This window comes from Candidatus Rokuibacteriota bacterium (assembly GCA_016188005.1).
In the GTDB taxonomy this organism is placed as follows: Bacteria; Methylomirabilota; Methylomirabilia; order Rokubacteriales; family CSP1-6; genus UBA12499.
Map to the genome: position 1 here is coordinate 12,182 of JACPIQ010000065.1, position 17,072 is coordinate 29,253.

General features: G+C 71.0%; 22 protein-coding genes and 2 pseudogenes. 9 read left to right on the forward strand and 15 right to left on the reverse strand.

Annotated features, from left to right (window positions below; translation table 11 throughout):
* Positions 1–165: 165 nt before the first annotated feature.
* On the reverse strand, positions 166–624 hold the full coding sequence (locus tag HYV93_12505; GenBank protein MBI2526791.1) for a DUF45 domain-containing protein: 459 nt from the start codon (positions 622–624) through the stop codon (positions 166–168).
* Between the two features lie 352 nt (positions 625–976).
* Between HYV93_12505 and HYV93_12510 the strand changes: the two genes are divergently transcribed.
* The 6 genes from HYV93_12510 to HYV93_12535 all read left to right on the forward strand — a co-directional run bounded on the left by HYV93_12510 (position 977) and on the right by HYV93_12535 (position 6,556).
* Positions 977–1,171, forward strand: coding sequence for a hypothetical protein (locus tag HYV93_12510; protein MBI2526792.1), 195 nt, complete (start codon positions 977–979; stop codon positions 1,169–1,171).
* A 132-nt stretch (positions 1,172–1,303) separates the two neighbouring features.
* Entirely contained in the window at positions 1,304–1,990 is a 687-nt protein-coding gene (locus HYV93_12515) for a helix-turn-helix transcriptional regulator (protein MBI2526793.1), read from the forward strand.
* A gap of 34 nt (positions 1,991–2,024) precedes the next feature.
* Positions 2,025–2,522 (forward strand): hypothetical protein, encoded by a 498-nt coding sequence (locus HYV93_12520; protein MBI2526794.1) that lies wholly within the window; start codon positions 2,025–2,027, stop codon positions 2,520–2,522.
* A gap of 468 nt (positions 2,523–2,990) precedes the next feature.
* Positions 2,991–3,254 carry a hypothetical protein gene (locus HYV93_12525; GenBank protein ID MBI2526795.1) on the forward strand — a complete coding sequence of 88 codons (264 nt, stop codon included), beginning with the start codon at positions 2,991–2,993 and terminating at the stop codon, positions 3,252–3,254.
* Positions 3,251–3,916: a nucleotidyl transferase AbiEii/AbiGii toxin family protein gene (locus HYV93_12530; GenBank protein MBI2526796.1), complete on the forward strand. Its 666-nt coding sequence runs from the start codon at positions 3,251–3,253 to the stop codon at positions 3,914–3,916. Before HYV93_12525 ends, HYV93_12530 begins: the two co-directional genes overlap by 4 nt.
* An 84-nt stretch (positions 3,917–4,000) precedes the next feature.
* Positions 4,001–6,556 (forward strand): SWIM zinc finger family protein, encoded by a 2,556-nt coding sequence (locus HYV93_12535; GenBank protein ID MBI2526797.1) that lies wholly within the window; start codon positions 4,001–4,003, stop codon positions 6,554–6,556.
* A 66-nt stretch (positions 6,557–6,622) separates the two neighbouring features.
* On the opposite strand, the gene HYV93_12540 is transcribed toward HYV93_12535, so the two are convergent.
* From HYV93_12540 to HYV93_12560, 5 genes and pseudogenes are all read right to left on the reverse strand, one after another.
* A complete protein-coding gene (locus tag HYV93_12540) occupies positions 6,623–6,838 on the reverse strand; it encodes a hypothetical protein (GenBank protein MBI2526798.1) in 216 nt (71 codons plus the stop codon).
* A complete protein-coding gene (locus tag HYV93_12545; GenBank protein MBI2526799.1) occupies positions 6,835–7,668 on the reverse strand; it encodes a hypothetical protein in 834 nt (277 codons plus the stop codon). Before HYV93_12545 ends, HYV93_12540 begins: the two co-directional genes overlap by 4 nt.
* 122 nt (positions 7,669–7,790) lie before the next feature.
* Positions 7,791–8,390 (reverse strand): thioredoxin family protein, encoded by a 600-nt coding sequence (locus HYV93_12550; GenBank protein ID MBI2526800.1) that lies wholly within the window; start codon positions 8,388–8,390, stop codon positions 7,791–7,793.
* Positions 8,391–8,586: 196 nt separating this feature from the next.
* A pseudogene (locus tag HYV93_12555) lies at positions 8,587–9,257 on the reverse strand (hypothetical protein).
* A gap of 80 nt (positions 9,258–9,337) precedes the next feature.
* Positions 9,338–10,153, reverse strand: coding sequence for an alpha/beta hydrolase (locus HYV93_12560; protein MBI2526801.1), 816 nt, complete (start codon positions 10,151–10,153; stop codon positions 9,338–9,340).
* 92 nt (positions 10,154–10,245) lie between these two features.
* Between HYV93_12560 and HYV93_12565 the strand changes: the two genes are divergently transcribed.
* From HYV93_12565 to HYV93_12575, 3 genes are all read left to right on the forward strand, one after another.
* A complete protein-coding gene (locus HYV93_12565) occupies positions 10,246–10,584 on the forward strand; it encodes an antibiotic biosynthesis monooxygenase (protein MBI2526802.1) in 339 nt (112 codons plus the stop codon).
* Entirely contained in the window at positions 10,581–11,543 is a 963-nt protein-coding gene (locus HYV93_12570; GenBank protein MBI2526803.1) for an NADPH:quinone reductase, read from the forward strand. Before HYV93_12565 ends, HYV93_12570 begins: the two co-directional genes overlap by 4 nt.
* Positions 11,544–11,757: 214 nt before the next feature.
* Positions 11,758–12,624 carry an aldo/keto reductase gene (locus HYV93_12575; protein MBI2526804.1) on the forward strand — a complete coding sequence of 289 codons (867 nt, stop codon included), beginning with the start codon at positions 11,758–11,760 and terminating at the stop codon, positions 12,622–12,624.
* Positions 12,625–12,699: 75 nt separating this feature from the next.
* Here the strand turns inward: HYV93_12575 and HYV93_12580 are convergent, their stop codons facing one another.
* The 9 genes and pseudogenes from HYV93_12580 to HYV93_12620 form a co-directional block, all read right to left on the reverse strand.
* Positions 12,700–12,939, reverse strand: coding sequence for a hypothetical protein (locus HYV93_12580; protein MBI2526805.1), 240 nt, complete (start codon positions 12,937–12,939; stop codon positions 12,700–12,702).
* Positions 12,936–13,133: a type II toxin-antitoxin system HicA family toxin gene (locus HYV93_12585; protein MBI2526806.1), complete on the reverse strand. Its 198-nt coding sequence runs from the start codon at positions 13,131–13,133 to the stop codon at positions 12,936–12,938. The genes HYV93_12580 and HYV93_12585 overlap by 4 nt, the downstream gene beginning before the upstream one ends.
* Before the next feature lie 91 nt (positions 13,134–13,224).
* Complete coding sequence (locus HYV93_12590) at positions 13,225–13,440, reverse strand: hypothetical protein (GenBank protein ID MBI2526807.1); 216 nt, start codon at positions 13,438–13,440, stop codon at positions 13,225–13,227.
* Between the two features lie 512 nt (positions 13,441–13,952).
* Complete coding sequence (locus tag HYV93_12595; protein MBI2526808.1) at positions 13,953–14,240, reverse strand: HigA family addiction module antidote protein; 288 nt, start codon at positions 14,238–14,240, stop codon at positions 13,953–13,955.
* 37 nt (positions 14,241–14,277) lie between these two features.
* A complete protein-coding gene (locus HYV93_12600) occupies positions 14,278–14,424 on the reverse strand; it encodes a hypothetical protein (GenBank protein ID MBI2526809.1) in 147 nt (48 codons plus the stop codon).
* Between the two features lie 648 nt (positions 14,425–15,072).
* The gene (locus HYV93_12605) at positions 15,073–15,585 is read right to left on the reverse strand and encodes a hypothetical protein (protein ID MBI2526810.1); all 513 of its coding nucleotides are present in this window, start codon (positions 15,583–15,585) and stop codon (positions 15,073–15,075) included.
* Positions 15,586–15,606: 21 nt separating this feature from the next.
* Positions 15,607–15,951, reverse strand: a pseudogene (locus tag HYV93_12610) (type II toxin-antitoxin system PemK/MazF family toxin).
* Positions 15,948–16,184, reverse strand: coding sequence for a hypothetical protein (locus HYV93_12615; GenBank protein MBI2526811.1), 237 nt, complete (start codon positions 16,182–16,184; stop codon positions 15,948–15,950). Before HYV93_12615 ends, HYV93_12610 begins: the two are co-directional and overlap by 4 nt.
* A gap of 267 nt (positions 16,185–16,451) precedes the next feature.
* A partial coding sequence (locus HYV93_12620; protein MBI2526812.1) for a serine hydrolase occupies positions 16,452–17,072 on the reverse strand: 621 nt, incomplete at its 5' end.

Below are 17,072 nucleotides of genomic sequence, written 5' to 3' on the forward strand. Positions count from 1 at the left end.
CCAGGCTCGCTCCCGGATCGGGCCCTTCCTCTGCGCGGGATGCGGGCCGCTGCGGCGGTCTTGGCGCAGGGGTTCGAGCTCTCCCCTCCCCGACTCCCTGCTGTCGCCGGACCTGAGGACGTGCGGAGTCGTGAATCGGTCGCCGATGGTCACTCGGGCGAGACGTCAATAGGTCCAGTCCGCATGGCCCAGCGGCATCTCGTTCAGTACCATGCGATGGTGCCGCCATTGCGGCAGGTGCCGGTCCATCAGCGACACGAACCGGTCGTCGTGATGCGGCTCAATCAGGTGCGCCAGCTCGTGAACGATGAGGTACTCGAGGCACTGCACGGGCTTCTTGGCGAGTTCAAGGTTCAGCCAGATGCGTCGGGCCTCGAGGCTGCAGGCGCCCCACTTGGTCTTCATCTTCTTGATGCCCACCCTGGCTGCGCGAACGCTCAGAGCCGCCTCCCACTTGGCCAAGAGGGGCGGCACGAGGTCGCGCAGGCGCTCGCGATACCAGCGCGACAGTACTTGCTCGCGTTCCTTTGGCCCGCAGCCGCTGCGCGCGAGCAGCTCGAGGGCGGTTCCGTTCCGGAGCACGACCCGGCTCGGGCCGGCGCGCTCCACCCCACCGGTGCGCACCTCAGCAGTTCACCGTCCACCAAACCGGGGCAAGTCCAGAACCAGCAACCTCGGCACGACAGAGGGTGGCCTCCGGAATTCCTCGGCCACAGCTGCCGCGAGGGTTGCGTCCGGTGCTACTTCTTGCCGCGCTTTGCCGACCCACGCGTCCTATCTTTCGACGGCTTAGGCACTTTGGGTTGCTCTGGCAGTCTTGGGGGCAGGGGTTCGAGCCCCCTCAGCTCCACCATCTCTTCTCGCGGGGTTACGGCAGCCGCCGTAGCCCCGCGTGTGCGTCCGGCGGCCGCTGGTGCCGCGGGGGTGCCGTCCGGTGCCGTCTCTCCACGGGCTCCATCGGCGCGGTGAGGCGCTCATGCCAGTCCTCGGGCAGCACCGCCGTCTGAGCCGCCGTCGCGGGGACCTCCGCCGCGTCTTCGCCGCCCAGACCCTCGGCTTCCCGCTGGCCCAGCTCATCGGCCTCTACATCGTGGTGCAGGTCTCGGCGCTCCGGCGGCGCGCGTCTCGTCCCGGCTCAGGGATCGGCTCGGCCCCCGCCTCGTCGTCATGATCGCGCTGGCCCGGTGGGCGGCGGTGACGGTGGCGGCCTTCTCCGTCCAGACGCCGGGGCAGTTCTGCGTGGTGACGGTGGCGGCCGGCGCCGCGAGATTATTACACGATCTGTGATAGACTCGCGAGTGCCATGGACCTCCGGACGGCGCGCCTCGGCAAGGGCCTCACCCAGGTGCAGGCCGCAGCCCGCCTGGGGCTGTCCCAGCCCTATCTGGCCATGATCGAGAGCGGCCGGCGCCGCCTGACCCCCGCGCTCGCCCGCCGGGCGATGCGGCTCTACGGCCTGTCCCCCAGCCTGCTCCCGCCCGTGGCGACGGCTGCGCCGCGCCGACCGCTGGCCGCCGCGGCCCTGGCCCGCGATCTCGCCGCCCTCGGCTACCCCGGCCTGGCCCATCTCCGGCCGCGACGCTGGACCCCGAAGAACCCCGGCGAGGTGCTCCTGGCCGCACTGGCGCAGGACGATCTGGAAGCCCGTCTCGTCGAGGCCCTGCCCTGGCTCCTCGGGCGGTACTGGCCCCTCGATCGGGACTGGCTCGTGCGGGAAGCCAAGCTCCAGGACCTGCAGAATCGCCTCGGCTTCGTCGTGACCCTCGCGCGCCAGCTTGCCGAGCGCGGCGGGGACGCTCCCAAGGGGCGAGCCCTGCGTGAGCTGGAGGCCGCGCTCGACCGCAGCCGGCTCGCGCGCGAGGACACCCTGTGCCGGACTGATCTCCCCCCGGCGGAGCGGCGCCGACTCGCGGCGCATCCCTCCGAGGACGCGAGGCGCTGGAACCTGTTGACCGACTGGACGGCCGATGCCCTCCGGTACTCCGCCTGAGCCCCCCTCGCCCTGGCGGCAGTTCCTGTCGGGCATGGACGCCGCCCTCGGCGAGGCCGTCGCCCTTCATTGCCTCGGGGGCTTCGTCATGGCGATGCGCCACGGCCTGCCTCGCCCGACGAATGACGTGGACTTCGTCGAGATCGTCCCGCATGACGAGCTGCGGGCTCTCCAGGACATCGCCGGCCCGGGGTCGGCGCTGGCCCGGCGGCATGGGCTGTACGTCCAGTACGTCTCGGTCGCGAGCCTGCCCGACTCGTACGCCGAGCGCCTGACCGCGCTCTTCCCGGGTCGCTTCCGGCACCTGCAACTCTTCGCCCTCGACCCTCACGACCTGGCCTTGTCCAAGCTCGCCAGGAACAGCCCCGTGGACCGCGAGGACATCGCCCACCTGGCCCGGGTGGTCCCCTTGGATCCCGACCTTCTCCGGCGACGCTACGCGCAGGAGCTTCGCCCGATCGCCATCGGCGAACCGCGGCGGCTCGACGAGACGCTCGAGCTGTGGATCGAGGCCTACTGCCGATCTGCTTGACGCCGAACATCGAGCACCGCACCAGCCGCCGGGTGGCTCAGGATCGGGCGACCGCTGACAGAGAGACCACCGCGGTGGGCGCGGTCGAGAACGGGAGGGAGCTGCGGTGGTGCTGCCTACGCGCTCGAGCAGCGTTGCGTGCTCCCTTGCGCCCTGTCCGCATCGAGAAGACGCATCACCGGATCCGAAGGCCGCGCTCCATTATCACAAGGGTAGGGATATTGATAAAATGGCGGTATGGCGTCCGCCGGGCCCGGACCAGCGTCGCTCCTCTCGGTCTCGCAGTTCGCGACGCGAGAAGGCGTGAGCCGCGTGCGCGTGCTGCAGCTGCTCGCGGCCCGGCGCATCGCGGGTGCACGGCGGATCGGTCATCACTGGGCAATTCCCGCGGCGGCGGCGGTCGAGCGGCGGCCGCCCGGAAGACCGCGGGGCACGCGTGGGGAGCCGGCAGGCCGGCTGCTTCGCGAGCTGGCGCGGAAATACGTGTGGTGGCTGCCACCCGGAAAAGTCGCCGCCAGGCCCGATCTTGCCATTACGCAGACGATGGACCTCGGCGATTTCGAGGACCAGCGGCGGCTCGAAGCGGCACTGGGACGGCAGCGACTCGCGCAGGCGCTGCAGCGCGCCGAGGCGGGGCGCCTGTCCGCGCGCTCGTGGGCGTACTGGCACTATCGGCTGGGGCTCGCACGGCCCGGACGCGTGCCGCCGCTGCCGCGGCGCAGCCTCGGTTGATCGCCACTCTCACGCCGAGATTCACGAAGCTGCCGCCCGCTCAGCGGCGGCTGTGGCCGCGACTCCGGCCGTCCGTGCCCCTGGAATTCGTGCTCTATGGAGGGACGGCGCTCTCGCTGCACCTCGGGCACCGGCGCTCGGTGGACTTCGACTTCTTCCATGACCGACCGCTCGACCTGCCTGCGCTCCGGAGCGCATTCGGGTTTCTGGCCACGGCGCCCACGCTTCAGGAGACGAAGGACACGCTGGTCGTGCTCGCCGCCGGCGTCAAGGTCTCGTTCTTTGGCGGCCTGCGCTTCGGCCGCGTGGGCGACCCGCTGCTCACGCGCGACGGCGTGGCCGAGGTCGCCTCGCTCGACGATCTGATGGCCCACAAGCTGAAGGTGGTCCTCCAGCGCGCCGAGAAGAAGGATTACCAAGACATCGCCGCGATGCTGCGCGCAGGGTTGCCCCTCGCGAAGGGACTGGCCGCGGCGCGGCTCCTTTTCGGCGCATCGTTTCAGCCCGCCGAGAGCCTCAAGGCGCTGACGTACTTCGGGGACGGCGATCTGCCGGGGCTCGCCAAGGCCGATCGGAGCGCCCTGATCACCGCGGCGGCGGCCGTGGGCGACCTGCCGAGGGCGGCACTCCGCTCCCGCGCGCTCGCGATCCCCGTGGCGTGATCGCCTCCGGCAGGCGCTCTCGCTGCGGGCTTGAAGCGCGCCCCCGCCTCTGATACCTCTGCCAGGAGACCAGAGGAGGACCACATGCAGACCCCACTTGACCACGACGCGCTCGTGCCAACGCTGGGCTCCGACGCCGAGGCGTATGAGACGCTGCTCGCTCACGCCCGCCGGAAGACCGGGGCCATTCCTCCGGAGGTCGTCGTTCGCCACATCCTTTCCGTCACGAGCGACGGTGACTGGCCGGTGCGGCGCGAGGCCCTGGAGGCCGTGCTGCGCCGCCTGGCGGGCGCCAGGAGCGAGGGACTCCAGGTCGTCTCCCGTCCGGCCGGGGGTCGGCTTCTCGGCCACTACCGCACGCGGCGAAAGGGCCTTCCCGCGCGACCGTACCGCTCGCTCCTCCGTCGCCTCCATCCCCCGGACGGTAGCTGTGACTGCCCCGACTTCCTTCGCAGCTCTCTGGGTCTCTGCAAGCACCTCCTCGCCGTGCTCGACGACGTCCTTTCGAGACCGCGGGCCGCTCGGAAGGCGACGGACGAGCCCGCGCTCGCCATGCCATTGCGCTGGGATCCGGTCCGCCCGCTCCGGGGGCTTGGCGACTGGCTCGTCCGGGTCTGCTGGGCCGACGGTGCCCCGCCCCACGGCGTGCGGCGCTGGCTCCGTCCCGCGAAGACCGGGGGCTGGACGATCGAGGCCCCGCCGATACCGGCCCAGCGGGGGGCGGTCGTGGCGGCACTCCTCGCGCTGCTGGGGGACGGGCGTGACGAGCCGGCCCTCCACGCCTTGCTGCAGGAGGAGCGGCGGCGGACGGAGCGCGGCGTCCGGGGCGTCCGGGACCTCGGCCGCCTCGAGGAGGCGCTCCGGACGCTCCGCCAGCGGCTCTATCCATATCAGCGTGCGGGGGTCCAGCGGTTCCTCAGCACGGGGCGGCTCCTCCTCGCCGACGACATGGGCCTCGGCAAGACTGCCCAGGCGATCGCCGCCGCCCACACGCTCTGGCACGCCGGTCGAGTGCGCCGAGGGCTGCTCGTCGTCCCCGCCGCCCTCAAGCCTCAGTGGATCCGCGAGTGGCAGCTCTTCACCGATGTCCCCGCGACCCTCGTCGAGGGCAACCCCGCGCAGCGCCGGGCGGCGTTCGCGGGATGCCCGCGCGGGTTCCTCGTCGTCAGCTACGAGCAGCTCCTCCGCGATGTGGAGCTCGTCCAGGACTGGGCCCCGGGCCTGGTGGTTCTCGATGAGGCCCAGCGCATGAAGAACTGGGCGACGAAGACCGCGCTGACGGTGAAGCGGCTCGACCCCCCGTACCGCCTGGTCCTCACGGGAACACCGATGGAGAACCGGATCGACGAGCTGGCGTCGATCGTAGAGTGGGTGGACGACCTCGCGCTCGAGCCCAAGTGGCGCCTCGTCCCCTGGCACACCACGCCGGTGGACGGCACGGCCGAGATCGGGGGAGCGCGGAACCTGGACACGCTCCGCACGCGCCTGGCCGGCTCCATGCTCCGTCGGGTGCGCGCGGAGGTGCTCTCGCAGCTCCCGGAGCGCACGGACACGCGGATCCCCATCGAGATGACGGCCGAGCAGATCGAGGAACATGACGCGCTCAACCAGCCGATCGCGCAGCTCCTCGCGCGCTCCAAGCAGCGGCCGCTCACACAGGCGGAGTTCCTCCGGCTCATGGTGCTGCTCACGACTCAGCGGATCATCTCCAACGGCCTGGCCCAGCTCCGCTTCGAGGCGATCTGGCCCGACCTGGCCCGGATCGAGCGGCCGGCGGAGTCCACCCTCCGCGGCCTGTCGAGCCCGAAACTGCTGGAGCTGCGGGAGCTGATCGGCCAGCTCGCCGTCGCCCAGGGACGGAAGGTGGTGGTCTTCAGCCAGTGGCGCCGGATGCTCCGGCTGGCGGACTGGGCCACGCGGGAGGTCCTCGGGCGCGACGCGCGGGCCGTGTTCTTCACCGGCGAGGAGGGCCAGCGGCGGCGGACGCAGAACATCGTGGAGTTCCATGACGACCCCGCATGCCGCGTGCTCTTCGCGACCGATGCCGGCGGCGTCGGGCTGAACCTGCAGCGGGCCGCCAGCGCCTGCATCAATATCGAGCTGCCCTGGAACCCGGCGGTCCTCGAGCAGCGGGTCGGACGCATCCACCGGCTGGGCCAGCGGCGCCCGATCGACGTGTACCACCTCGTCAGCGAGCCGGGGATCGAGTCCCGGATCTCTGAGGTGGTCGGGACGAAGCGCGCCTTCTTCACGGGCCTGTTCGACGGGACGACGGACGAGGTGGCCTTCGAGCGGTCCGGCAGCTTCCTCGCGCGAATCGAGAAGGTCGTCGCGCCGGGCCTGGGCCCGGCGCGGGGACGCCCGGCGGAGACCCCCGAGGGTGAAGATGCGCCCGTGGAGCGCGAGATCGACGCGATCGTGACGGCGGGGGACGAGTCGCGCGACGCGCCGAGCGAGCCGGGGCCCGCGCCGTTGCCCGGCGCGGGCGACATCGAGAAGCTCTTCGCCGCGGTCACCGTGCAGAAGACCGCCCTGGGCGGGCTCGTCATCGAGGCCCCGCCAGAAGCCGCCGCCAGCCTCGCTGCCCTCTTCGCGGGAATGGCCGGGATGCTCCAGGCGGCGGCCAGGGGCCACGGCTGAGCGCCGCTTATCACGAGGTCGCGGTCGGAGGAAGCAGACAGGCCGCCGCCCCGCGCGGGCCGGGCCTCAGATCGCGAAGCGGCGCCTGAACACCCGGCGGATCAGATAGGGGTTGGCGCCGAGCTCGTAGAGCTTCCCGATGTCCCCCGCCTTGAGGGCGGCCCGCTCGGCCTCGCTGAGCGCATGCCCGTCCATGTCCTCGTCGGTGAGGGCGTCCTTCATCAGATGCTGGCGCGCGATCGCCGTGAGGACCTTGTTGAGGGGATACGAGGTCCTGATCATCGCGCGACCCACACGGTGGCGCAGCCGGTGATCCACTCGGCGACAGGCTCGTAGGCGAGCACCTCCCCCTTCCAGCCGGGCACAGCACCGAGGAGGGCAATCCAGTTCCTGATCTCCTGCCCGCCGTTGCCGCCCTCCCGCTCGATCTCCTCCCGTGTGAGGCGGGTCAGCGGCTCCGCATCACCCCGCTCCACGTGCTCGAGCACGGACCGATCCCAGTCGGGGTTGATCCGGCCGGTCTGAGGCGTACCCACCCAGTGGGAGAGGCCGCCGGTGGCGACGAGAGCGACGCGCTGCGCGCCCGGGCGGGAGCGGATGAACTCCCCCACGAAGGCCCCCACCGCGTGACAGCGCCGCGGCGTGGGGAGCGGCGGCGCGCCGCAGTTCGTGTACACGGTGACGATGGACACATCGCCCTCGGGCAGGAGGAAGTGCAGCGGGACCGACAGCTCGTCCCAGCTCTCGATCTCGTACGAGTAGGCGAAGTCGATCCCGGCCTCGAGCCCGGCCTCGAGGAGGGCCATGGCCCACTCCGGGTGGCCCGGGATCTTCCGGGGAGGGATCCGCATCAGCTTCGCCCCACCCGCGCTCGGCGCGTCGTAGGACTCCGCGAGGCCGACGCAGAAGGCCGGCAGGTTGTTGTAGGCGAAGTTCTGCAGGTGGTCGTTCACGAACATCACGAGGAGGCCCGGGCGCGCCGCAGCCAGCCGCCGGCGCAGCTCGTGAAAGCCCGCGTGGAGCCGGTCCCGCTGCTCCGGCCTCGACACCTCGGGCCTCCCCGTGATGAGCGGGGCATGCGCGGTGAGCACGGCCGCGACGATCTCAGCCATCATGTCCCTCCGGTTCATCCCCGGGCGCCACCGCCAGGGAACCCGACAGCCGATCCGAGCCCGTCCAGGGGCCATGCGCCTGGCCCGCCACCATGAGGGCCAGTCCTTCCGCCCAGGCGTCGCTACGACTTGGGCGTCAGGCCGAGCCGCGTCTCCAGCAGGAGCCTCACCTCGGCCGCGGCGGCGCGCCAGAGTGGGCCGCCGGGCACGTCGTACTCGGCCTGGACCAGCTTGCGGTACTCGACCATGGCGGCGTCCTGCTTCTCCTTCGGCGCGGCGTCCAGCGTCCGGGCGCGGATCCCGGCCACCTTGGCCGACGCGGCGTGCGCGCGCTCGATCCAGCGGCCGAGCTCGTTCCAGTCCCGGTCGAAGAAGACCACGATCGGGATGGAGCGGAAGCCGTGGTTGAGGAAGCAGTCCGTGAGATCGAGGTTCTGGTCGCGGAAGAAGACGCGCAGCTCGCAGCCCGGCATCGCCTCGCAGATGCGGGCGATCAGCGGCGAGTTGCGATGGACGTCGCCGCACCAGTTCTCCGCCAGCATGAGCACGTAGGGCACCTGGCTGATCCCGGAGAAGAACTTCCGCTCCTCGTCGGTCAGCACCGCCTTCGCGTAGTTGTCCTCGGTGCGGGCCCGGGTGTCGCCCATCTGGGCCACGTAGTCCTTCCAGGTCAGACCCTTGGCGAAGCGGGCCGCGTCCAGAGGAATCCTCAGCTGAGCCATGTCGTCTCTCTCCTGTCGGGTTGCGTGTCTCGTTCCACCGCGTGCGCGCCCGGTGCCGATGGCCGCCGGCAGGGCAGCCAGCGTGGCCTCAGCGCCGGGTCGGCGGGCCGGCTCATGGGAAAGTCCGTCGCAGTATACGCCCGCGGCGGCCCGCGCGCGCGCTCCTGCCCCGGCGGCGAGGTCCGGGCCGCGCCGCTCACTTCAGGCGATAGACCACGAGCCGGTCGGCGCCGGACTCCGGCGCCCACACCTCCCCCGGCCGGCCGAGGATCTGCCGCACGTTGGCGCCGCGGCGCGCGCTCGGAAAGACCTCGAACTTCTCGGTCTCCGGGTCGAAGCGCACCATGGCGTTGGCGCCGTGTCGAGATCGACGCGCGCGATGTGACTGCCGGCCAGCGAGGCGTAGTAGACGGCGCCCTCGGGCGTCGTCGCGATGCCGTAGGGGCCGCGGCCGCGCGGCGCATCCCAGACCCGCATCTCCCCCGTCTTCGGATCGAGCCGTCCGTAGACGCCGGTCTGACCCGTGAACCAGATGCGGCCCCGCCTGTCGAAGGTCGCGGTGTTGAGGTTCACGTGGCCGCGCGCCTCGGGCAGCGGCCAGCGCTTCACCTGTCGGGTCTGCGGGTCGACGCGGACGATGGCGTTGGTGCCGCCTTCCGTGAGCCACGGCGCGGCGTCGGGCCCGACGATCACGCCGTGCGGGGCCGCGCCCGCGCCGAGCGGGATGAGCTCGACCTTTCCCGTCGCGGGATCGAGCCGGCCGAGCTGGCCGCTGCGCTGCGCCGCGTACCAGACGATGCCGTCGGGGCCCACGGCGACGTCGTGCGGAAATCCCCCGGCGGGCAAGGGGTAGGCCTGGATGGCGATCTCGGCCGGCGCGGCCACCGGTAGCAAGAGCAGGGCAACGGCGCAACCGAGCGCGGAGCCGCGCATGGCGACCTCCTTGGTCAGAACTCGAGGAAGTCCTTCAGGGCGGCGAGGACCGCCTCGGGGTTGTCCTCGTGCAGCGTGTGCACGGCCCGCGGGATCTCCACGAAGCGCCCTTGGGGCAGCTCTCGAGCCATCCGCTCGGCGACGTCCCGATCGAGCACGTGGCTGTGCTGGCCGCGAAGTACCAGGGTCGGCGGCGTGATGGCCCGGAGGACGGCCCACCAGTCGAGCTCCGCCTGCGAGCGGCGCTCCTTGACGCTGGGATGCCAGGCCCACACCAGCGCGCCGTCGGGGCGCTGACGGAGACTGTGCATGACGACCCACCGGTAATAGTGAATGCCCGGATACGGGTTCGCGCGATAGAGGTGCCGGGCCGCCTCCTCGATGCTGTCCCAGGCCTCCGGCTCGGGCGGCCCGGGCGGCACCTCGGCGGCCCGCGCGCTGATCTCGGGTCCGATGTCGACGACCACCAGCCTCCGGACGAGCTCAGGCCGCCGCGAGGCGAAGTACATCGCGTTCCGGCCGCCCATGGAGAGCCCCACGAGGACGAGCGAGGTCAGGCCCAGCTGGGCCACCACCCCGGCGATGTCGCCGAAGGCCGCGACGGGGTGGTAGACATCCGCCGGATCGCTGTCGCCGTGCCCGCGCTGGTCGAGGGCATAGACGTGGAAGTGGGGCTGCAGCGCGATGCTCAGAGTGTCCCACGCATGGGCATGCCCCGTGAACCCGTGCAGGAGGAGCAGGGGCGTGCGGCCCTCGCCGCCCCAGTCGAGGAGGTGAAGCCGCAGGCCGTTGGCAGTCAGGGAGCGATCCAGCGGGCGCAGGAGGTTCACGGCACCCCTCAGGATACCAGGGCCTTCCATCCGGCGCGCCGAGCGGATAGAGTGGGGCGGGCTGAAACGTCGGACACCCCGAGGAGATGACCATGCTCGCGATGTGGGTGAAGGTGCGCGTGAAGCGGGAGCTGCGGCAGCGCTTCCTCCAGGCGATCGAGGCGGACGCGCTGGCCTCCGAGCGGGACGAGCCGGGCTGCCTGCGCTTCAACGTCCTCCGGGACGCGCAGGACGAGGATGTCTACTACTTCTACGAGGCTTACACGAACCAGGCTGCGCTGGACGCCCATCGCCTGTCGCCGCATTACGCCATCTGGCGCGCGGCGGCCGACACCCTGGCCGGGCCCATCGAGGCCACGCGCTGTGAGACTGTCTTCCCGGCTGACCCGGCCTACTGGGCCAGGCCGCCGCGAAAGGAGCCCCGCTCATGAAGGCCATCCGCATCTCGGAGTACGGCGGCCCGGCTGTCCTCAAGCTGGAGGAGGTTTCGGCGCCCCAGCCCGGCCCCGGCCAGGTGCTGGTCCGCAACCACGCCGTCGGCGTGAACCCGGTGGACACCTACCTGCGCTCCAACACGGACAACCGCGGGCCCAAGCTGCCCTACACGCCGGGCTCCGACTCGGCGGGGGTCGTGGAGGCCGTCGGCGCCGGCGTCACGGCCGTCAAGGCCGGCGAGCGCGTCTACGTCGGCGGCACGCTCAGCGGCGCCTACGCCGAGCTGTCACTCTGCGACCAGGGACAGGTCCACCCGCTGCCCGCCAATGTCAGCTTCGCGCAGGGGGCGGCGATGAACGTCCCCTACGCCACCGCCTACCACGCCCTCTTCAACCGCGGCCACGGCCAGGCGGGCGAGACCCTTCTCGTGCACGGGGCCAGCGGCGGCGTCGGCATCGGCGCCGTCCAGCTCGCGCGGGCGCGCGGCCTCACCGTGATCGGCACCGCGGGGACGGAGCGGGGGCGCCGCCTCGTGCTGGCCGAGGGCGCCCATCACGTCCTCGATCACGGCGCGCCGGGGTACCTCGACGATCTCATGAAGCTCACCGGCGGGCAGGGCGTGGACGTGGTCCTCGAGATGCTGGCGAACGTGAATCTCCAGAAGGACCTCGGGATCGTGGCGATGCGCGGGCGGATCGTCGTCATCGGCAACCGCGGCACGGTGGAGATCAACGCCCGGCTGGCCATGAACAGGGACGCCACCATCCTCGGCATGGCCCTCTACCACGCCACGCCGGCCCAGTTCGCCGGCATCCACGCCGCGCTCGTGGAGGGACTCCGCAACGGGACGCTGCGCCCCGTGATCGGCCAGGAGCTGCCGCTCGGCCAGGCGCCGCGGGCCCACGAGGCGGTGATGGCGCCGGGCCACCACGGCAAGGTCGTGCTCGTCCCGTAGCCGGCCGCGCGCATTGAGAAATATGAAGTTATGGTTTAGGTTTCTCACGTAGAGCATCGCCCGCTGGGCGAGGCGGCTCGTCTCTCCGCGCTCCGTCCCGGCGTCGAGGCGGGAGACCTGGACCGGCTCCTGACGGTGCTCGGACGATGACGCGCCATCGCCTGAAGGTTGAGCCATGACGGGGATCGAGCGGCGCCGGCTCGGCAATACCGACATGGTCGCGAGCGTCCTCGGCTTCGGCGGTGCCGAGATCGGTTACCGCCGCGTGGCCGCGGGCACCGTGGCGCGGCTCCTGGGGAGCGCGCTCGATGCCGGGCTCTACGTCATCGACACGGCCGAGTGCTACGAGGACAGCGAGGCCCTCATCGGGCGGGCCCTCGGGGCCCGGCGGCGCGAGTGCTACCTCTTCACCAAGTGCGGCCATGCCCGCGGCGAGTCGCGCGCGGACTGGCGGCCGGCCGCGCTCCTCCGCAGCATCGAGCGGAGCCTCCGGCGCCTCGCCACCGACTCCCTCGACCTGATCCAGCTCCACAGCTGCTCCCTCGCCGAGCTCCGGCGGGGCGAGGCCATCGCGGCCCTCGAGCGGGCGCGCGAGCGCGGCTGGGCGCGGTACATCGGCTACAGCGGCGACGGCGAGGCGGCGCGCTACGCCGTCGAGTGCGGCCGCTTCGACACCCTCCAGACCTCGGTGAGCCTCGCTGACCAGGAGGCCGTGGACCTCACCCTGCCCCTGGCCCAAGCCCGGCGGATGGGCGTCATTGCCAAGCGGCCGCTGGCGAATGTCGCCTGGCGGTACGCGCGGAAGCCGGCCGAGCCCTACTACCAGGCCTACTGGTCGCGGCTGCGGCGGCTCGGCTACCCCTTCCTGCACGCGGCGGGCGACACGGCGGTGGCCACCGCCCTCCGCTTCACCCTCCGCGTGCCGGGCATCCACACCGCCATCGTCGGCACCACGAAGCCCGAGCGCTGGCAGCAGAACGCGGCGCTGCTCCGGGCCGGCCCCCTGCCCCGGGACGACTTCGAGCGCATCCGCGCGCGCTGGCGCGAGGTCGCCGACCCCTCGTGGGTGGGCCAGATCTGACCCGGCCCGCGCCTTCGCCGTATCACGGCTCACCTGAGAGGCGCGAGCCCTGCGAGCGTCTTCTCCAGGCGAAGGCTATGCGACCGCTTGCATCTTGTTGACCAGGTCGCGGCCGGATGTTGGCGGCGGCAACGGCTTGCCGTCGTTTCTATAGAGATCGATTGCCTCCTCGACGATCCGGCACAGTTCGTCAAAGACGGCTTTCTCGTCATCGCCGTGGCAGCCTCCGAAAACCAACCCAGGAGAACTGCCGACATAGCACTGATCCTCCTCGGACCACTCCACGATCTTGATGTATCTCGCGCTGTCCTTCATTTCTTCGACTCCTCAATGGCAAGACGCACAGCCCGAACTTGGTAGTGCTTCGCATCGTCGCCTGGACTCCCAGAGACTGTCACAGGCCTTGCCACTCGCGGGTGAACGAAGTCCCTGTGGCTACCCCTACCGCCTCGATCGACGAAACCTGCGCTCTGGAGTTCAGCTACGAGTTCTCGGACTTTCGGTGGCACGAGAGATCCCTTTGCATCCCAGTTGCATAACGTTGCGCATCAGCGGCACGGCGCACCCGCGGCCGCTGAATGCGCTGCTTCGCCCGGTCGCTCACTGGGACATGGGCGTGAGGCTGAAGACGCGCGCAAGACGAGATGCCGCCTGGGTGTCACCACGTCGCAACGCCTCACGGACGGTATCGAGCTTGCGCGCGTCATCGAGAGAGAGGTACGGTGCCAAACCAGCGCCCTCTTCGATCAACTCGACATCGACCTCTGCCGCGTACGGGCCTTCGCGGACGAACTTGGTATGCCGCCTCGTGTTCATTGCCTCCTCCGCAGGACATCCTCAGTCCAGAGAGCCTGATCCGGTCAATAGGCAGTAATCAGCACTGCCGGCGACGTCTGCCCTCTCGGGATACCCCACACCACGTGGATGGCATCTCCCCCTCGGTCCTGCTGAAGGACAAGAGTACACGGTCCCCTGGGGTGCCGGGGTAGTCCTCGACCACGACGCCGGCCCCGACCCCCTCGATCACCTCACCGCCAAGGATGTCGTCCTCAGCCATCTCGTCGTACCCGTGTGCCGAGACCCGGACGTCCCCCTGGCGTCGCACCCAACGCGCGGTTGGCTTTCTGCGGTAGTTCCAAGAACACGGAGTACTCAGCGGAGTAGAGATAGTCGTCCCCCGATTCGTCGATGATCCGCAGGTGACCTTCCGCCGCCGCAGCCCTATCGGGCAACACCCCGTAGACCTTACGAACGTCCAGATCCTCGGCGCCCTGATTCCGGACGCAGAGGGCGAACCCCTTCTCAGGGATTCCTATGATGGGCCTCATCTACACCGGCGCAAGCTTCACCACCCGAAGTCGCTTCCGACGCTGCTCAGCGCGCCAGAGATCGTACTGCGTCTGCTGGTTCAGCCAACTCTCGGACGATGTCCCGAAAGCAATGGAAAGACGGACCGCCATCTCGGCGCTGACTCCGGCACGGCCGTTCAGAATAGCGGAGAGGGTCTTCCGGCTCACTCCCAAAGCTTCAGCGGCCTGCGTCACGGTCACGCCGAGTGGCTCAAGGCACAGGGCCTTGATGATCTCGCCCGGGTGAGGTGGCTTGTGCATACGCACCGCTACTCCCTTGCTCGAGGGGCCGAGACGATTCGGGTCACCGGAGAAGCCGCCGCTTCGCCTCGCTGTGATCGATGCTCTGTCCCGCGTCCAGTTTAGCGAGGCCGCGCTCGATCTTCGCCACGAGCACCAACCGTTCAATGACGTCTTCCAGCGTGGCATCCGCTGGCAGCTTCTCGATCACCTCGAGGACCTTCTGTTTGGCGCTGCCGCCTAGCACCAGCCCCCCCCTTGGCTGCACTCACGCAGCACTTGCAGGACAACCGAACCCGATCGTGAACGCAGTAGGGCGTCCGCCTATGCGGCGAACGCCCGCGGTGAGCGGCCGCGGCGGCCGACACGAGCCAGCGGTCCGCTCCAGCGCGCACGTCGGCGACGTCCGCCTAGCGGATCCAGCACGTCCTTGGACAGGAACAGGAGGGCGCTCAGCGCCTGGTTCCGGGTCGAGGCGGCGGCGCGCCCGTCGGCCGCCAGGGAGGCAAGGGACGTCGTGATCTCCCGCGCGCCCATCTCCGCCGGTTGGCGCTTGCCGTGGACGGAGCGGGACCCGCGGACCACGAGGGCCCGTGAGGGCCGACCTCCGACCGGGTACGCGAGCGGGCCGAGCGATCCTCGAAGGGTCATGACGCGGGCTTCCCCCCTCTCGGTCGGGACGCGCCAACTATAGCGCGCAGGCCCGGGTGGGGCAATGGCGCCGCCTCTGTGGTCGTGGCGAGGACGGAGATGAAGCACCGCCCGGGCGCCAGAGGGCGGGACGGCGCGATCGGCTGGAGCGGCTACCCGCGGGCCGCCCGGACCAGCCGGCGCTGAGCGCGCCGAGGGGCACCGCGGCTCAGGCGGCGCGACTGGCGAGGATGCGGGCGAGGAGGCCGTCCACCTCGGGCTTGTCCACCCAGCGCACCACCATGACCAGGTCGGGATCGAGCCAGAGGACATGCGCGCCACCGTCCAGCGCGAAGAGGCTCGCCGCCGGCGCGCTCGGGTAGAGCGCGCGGCCGGTGCTGAGCCACCAGAGCAGACCATAGCCCGGGTTTGGCTGCCGACGGCGTCCGGAGCGCGTCGATCCAGTCGGCGGGGACGATCGGCTTCCCCGCCCGGAGGCCGCGGCGATGGACGAGGTAGGCGAAGCGGGCGTGGTCGCGCGTGCTGGCCCAGAGCCCGCCGCCCCAGTGGGCGCCATGACGCGGGTGCGGAGCACCTCGGGCAGCGGCTGCCGGAAGAACTGGAAGAGCGAGAGCGCGAGCGGGTTGACGCGGACGTCGTTGGACTCGAAGTGGGTGCCCGGGGGGCGCAGGTCGCGCGGCTGGCCCTTGCGCGAGTTGTCGGTGGCACCGGGGACGACCACCCGGTTGCGCGGGACGGCTCCTCAGCGCCCCAGGACGACGTCGATGCCCGAAAGCACCAGCTCGATCTTCGATATCGAGAGCTTGCCCGTTCGTTCGGTGAGGTCCGTCTTGTCCAGCGTCACCAGCTGGGAGACGTTGGCGACCGATTCCTTCGGAAGCCCAGTTGCGCTGGACGGCAGCAGGACGTTCCCGGGCGCTGTCGCCCACTTCAGGTTGCTCGTCAGGGCCACGCACACGACGGTTGCAATGCGGCTACGGTTCAGCGCGTCTCCCTGTACGACCACGACCGGACGCCGGAACCCCGGTCCGGAGCCCGTCGCCTCTGGCAGGTCGGCCCATCAGACGTCGCCCTGGGCGACAGTCACCAGTCGCTGCGCTTCAGGACGCGGCGGGAAGCCGCACGCACGAATTGCTCCGCCGGTTCGCCGATCTCGGCCAGCGCTCGATCCATCGCCTCGGTCACACGATCGGGGGTGTGACGCGCCACGTATTCGGCGAGGGCCCGGCTGTAGACCTGGCTCCGCGAGCGCCTCATCCGGCGCACCAGCCGCTCTGCCTCTTCAAAGACGTCGTCCGGGACGGACACCGCAATCTTCATACCGTGAGTATAACCCATCCCCGGAACCCGTCCACCGCCTGTCCGTTCAACCTGAGCTCGGCCGCTGGGTGCGCGGGGCTGCGTATTCCGGCAGACGCGGCGAGGCGGGTCGGCCTGTTCCGACGGGCCGGCGGGGTGTCTCGGCCGCATCCGGCTCCGAGCGGACGCTGCCCCGCCCGTCACGGCGCGGACATCCGCCTGGTGACCTCCCGCGCCCCCATCTCCGCCGGGGCCGCCGGAGCCGGGCCCGCCGACGGGCGCGGCGGCTCAGCCGGCGAGGCTGGCGAGGATGCGCGCGAGGAGCCCGTCCACCTCGGGCTTGTCCACCCAGCGCGCGACCATGACGAGGTCGTGGTCGGGATCGAGCCAGAGGACATGCGCGCCCCCGCCGAGGGCGAAGAGGCTCGCCGCCGGCGCGCTCGGGTAGAGGGCGCGGCCCGTGTTGAGCCACCAGAGCAAGCCATAGCCCGGATTGGCCGGCGACGGCGTCCGGAGGGCGTCGATCCAGTCGGCGGGCACGAGCGTCTTCCCCGCCCAGAGGCCGCGGCGATGGACCAGGTAGGCGAAGCGGGCGTGGTCGCGCGTGCTGGCCCAGAGCCCGCCCCCCCAGTGGCCGCCGCCCGACACCGACGGCATCCGCACCCCATCGATCTCCACCCACGCGTCGCGGTAGCCATGCCACTGCCACGTGTCGGAGGCCCCGATGGGCGCCATGACGCGAGCGTAGAGCACCTCGGGCAGCGGCCGCCGGAAGACCTGGAGGAGCGACAGCGCGAGCCGGTTGACGCGGACGTCGTTGTACTCGAAGTGGGTGCCCGGGGGGCGCAGGTCGCGCGGCTGGCCCTTGCGCGAGTTGTCGGTGGCCCCCGGCGCGACCACCCGATTGCG

Bases quoted from the DNA above. Each gene is read 5' to 3' on its own strand.
- HYV93_12510 (MBI2526792.1), top strand. From the start codon at position 977: ATGCCAGTCCTCGGGCAGCACCGCCGTCTGAGCCGCCGTCGCGGGGAC.
- HYV93_12515 (MBI2526793.1), top strand. From the start codon at position 1,304: ATGGACCTCCGGACGGCGCGCCTCGGCAAGGGCCTCACCCAGGTGCAG.
- HYV93_12520 (MBI2526794.1), top strand. From the start codon at position 2,025: ATGGACGCCGCCCTCGGCGAGGCCGTCGCCCTTCATTGCCTCGGGGGC.
- HYV93_12535 (MBI2526797.1), top strand. From the start codon at position 4,001: ATGCAGACCCCACTTGACCACGACGCGCTCGTGCCAACGCTGGGCTCC.
- HYV93_12540 (MBI2526798.1), bottom strand. From the start codon at position 6,838: ATGATCAGGACCTCGTATCCCCTCAACAAGGTCCTCACGGCGATCGCG.
- HYV93_12545 (MBI2526799.1), bottom strand. From the start codon at position 7,668: ATGGCTGAGATCGTCGCGGCCGTGCTCACCGCGCATGCCCCGCTCATC.
- HYV93_12550 (MBI2526800.1), bottom strand. From the start codon at position 8,390: ATGGCTCAGCTGAGGATTCCTCTGGACGCGGCCCGCTTCGCCAAGGGT.
- HYV93_12565 (MBI2526802.1), top strand. From the start codon at position 10,246: ATGCTCGCGATGTGGGTGAAGGTGCGCGTGAAGCGGGAGCTGCGGCAG.
- HYV93_12570 (MBI2526803.1), top strand. From the start codon at position 10,581: ATGAAGGCCATCCGCATCTCGGAGTACGGCGGCCCGGCTGTCCTCAAG.
- HYV93_12575 (MBI2526804.1), top strand. From the start codon at position 11,758: ATGGTCGCGAGCGTCCTCGGCTTCGGCGGTGCCGAGATCGGTTACCGC.
- HYV93_12580 (MBI2526805.1), bottom strand. From the start codon at position 12,939: ATGAAGGACAGCGCGAGATACATCAAGATCGTGGAGTGGTCCGAGGAG.
- HYV93_12590 (MBI2526807.1), bottom strand. From the start codon at position 13,440: ATGAACACGAGGCGGCATACCAAGTTCGTCCGCGAAGGCCCGTACGCG.
- HYV93_12615 (MBI2526811.1), bottom strand. From the start codon at position 16,184: ATGAAGATTGCGGTGTCCGTCCCGGACGACGTCTTTGAAGAGGCAGAG.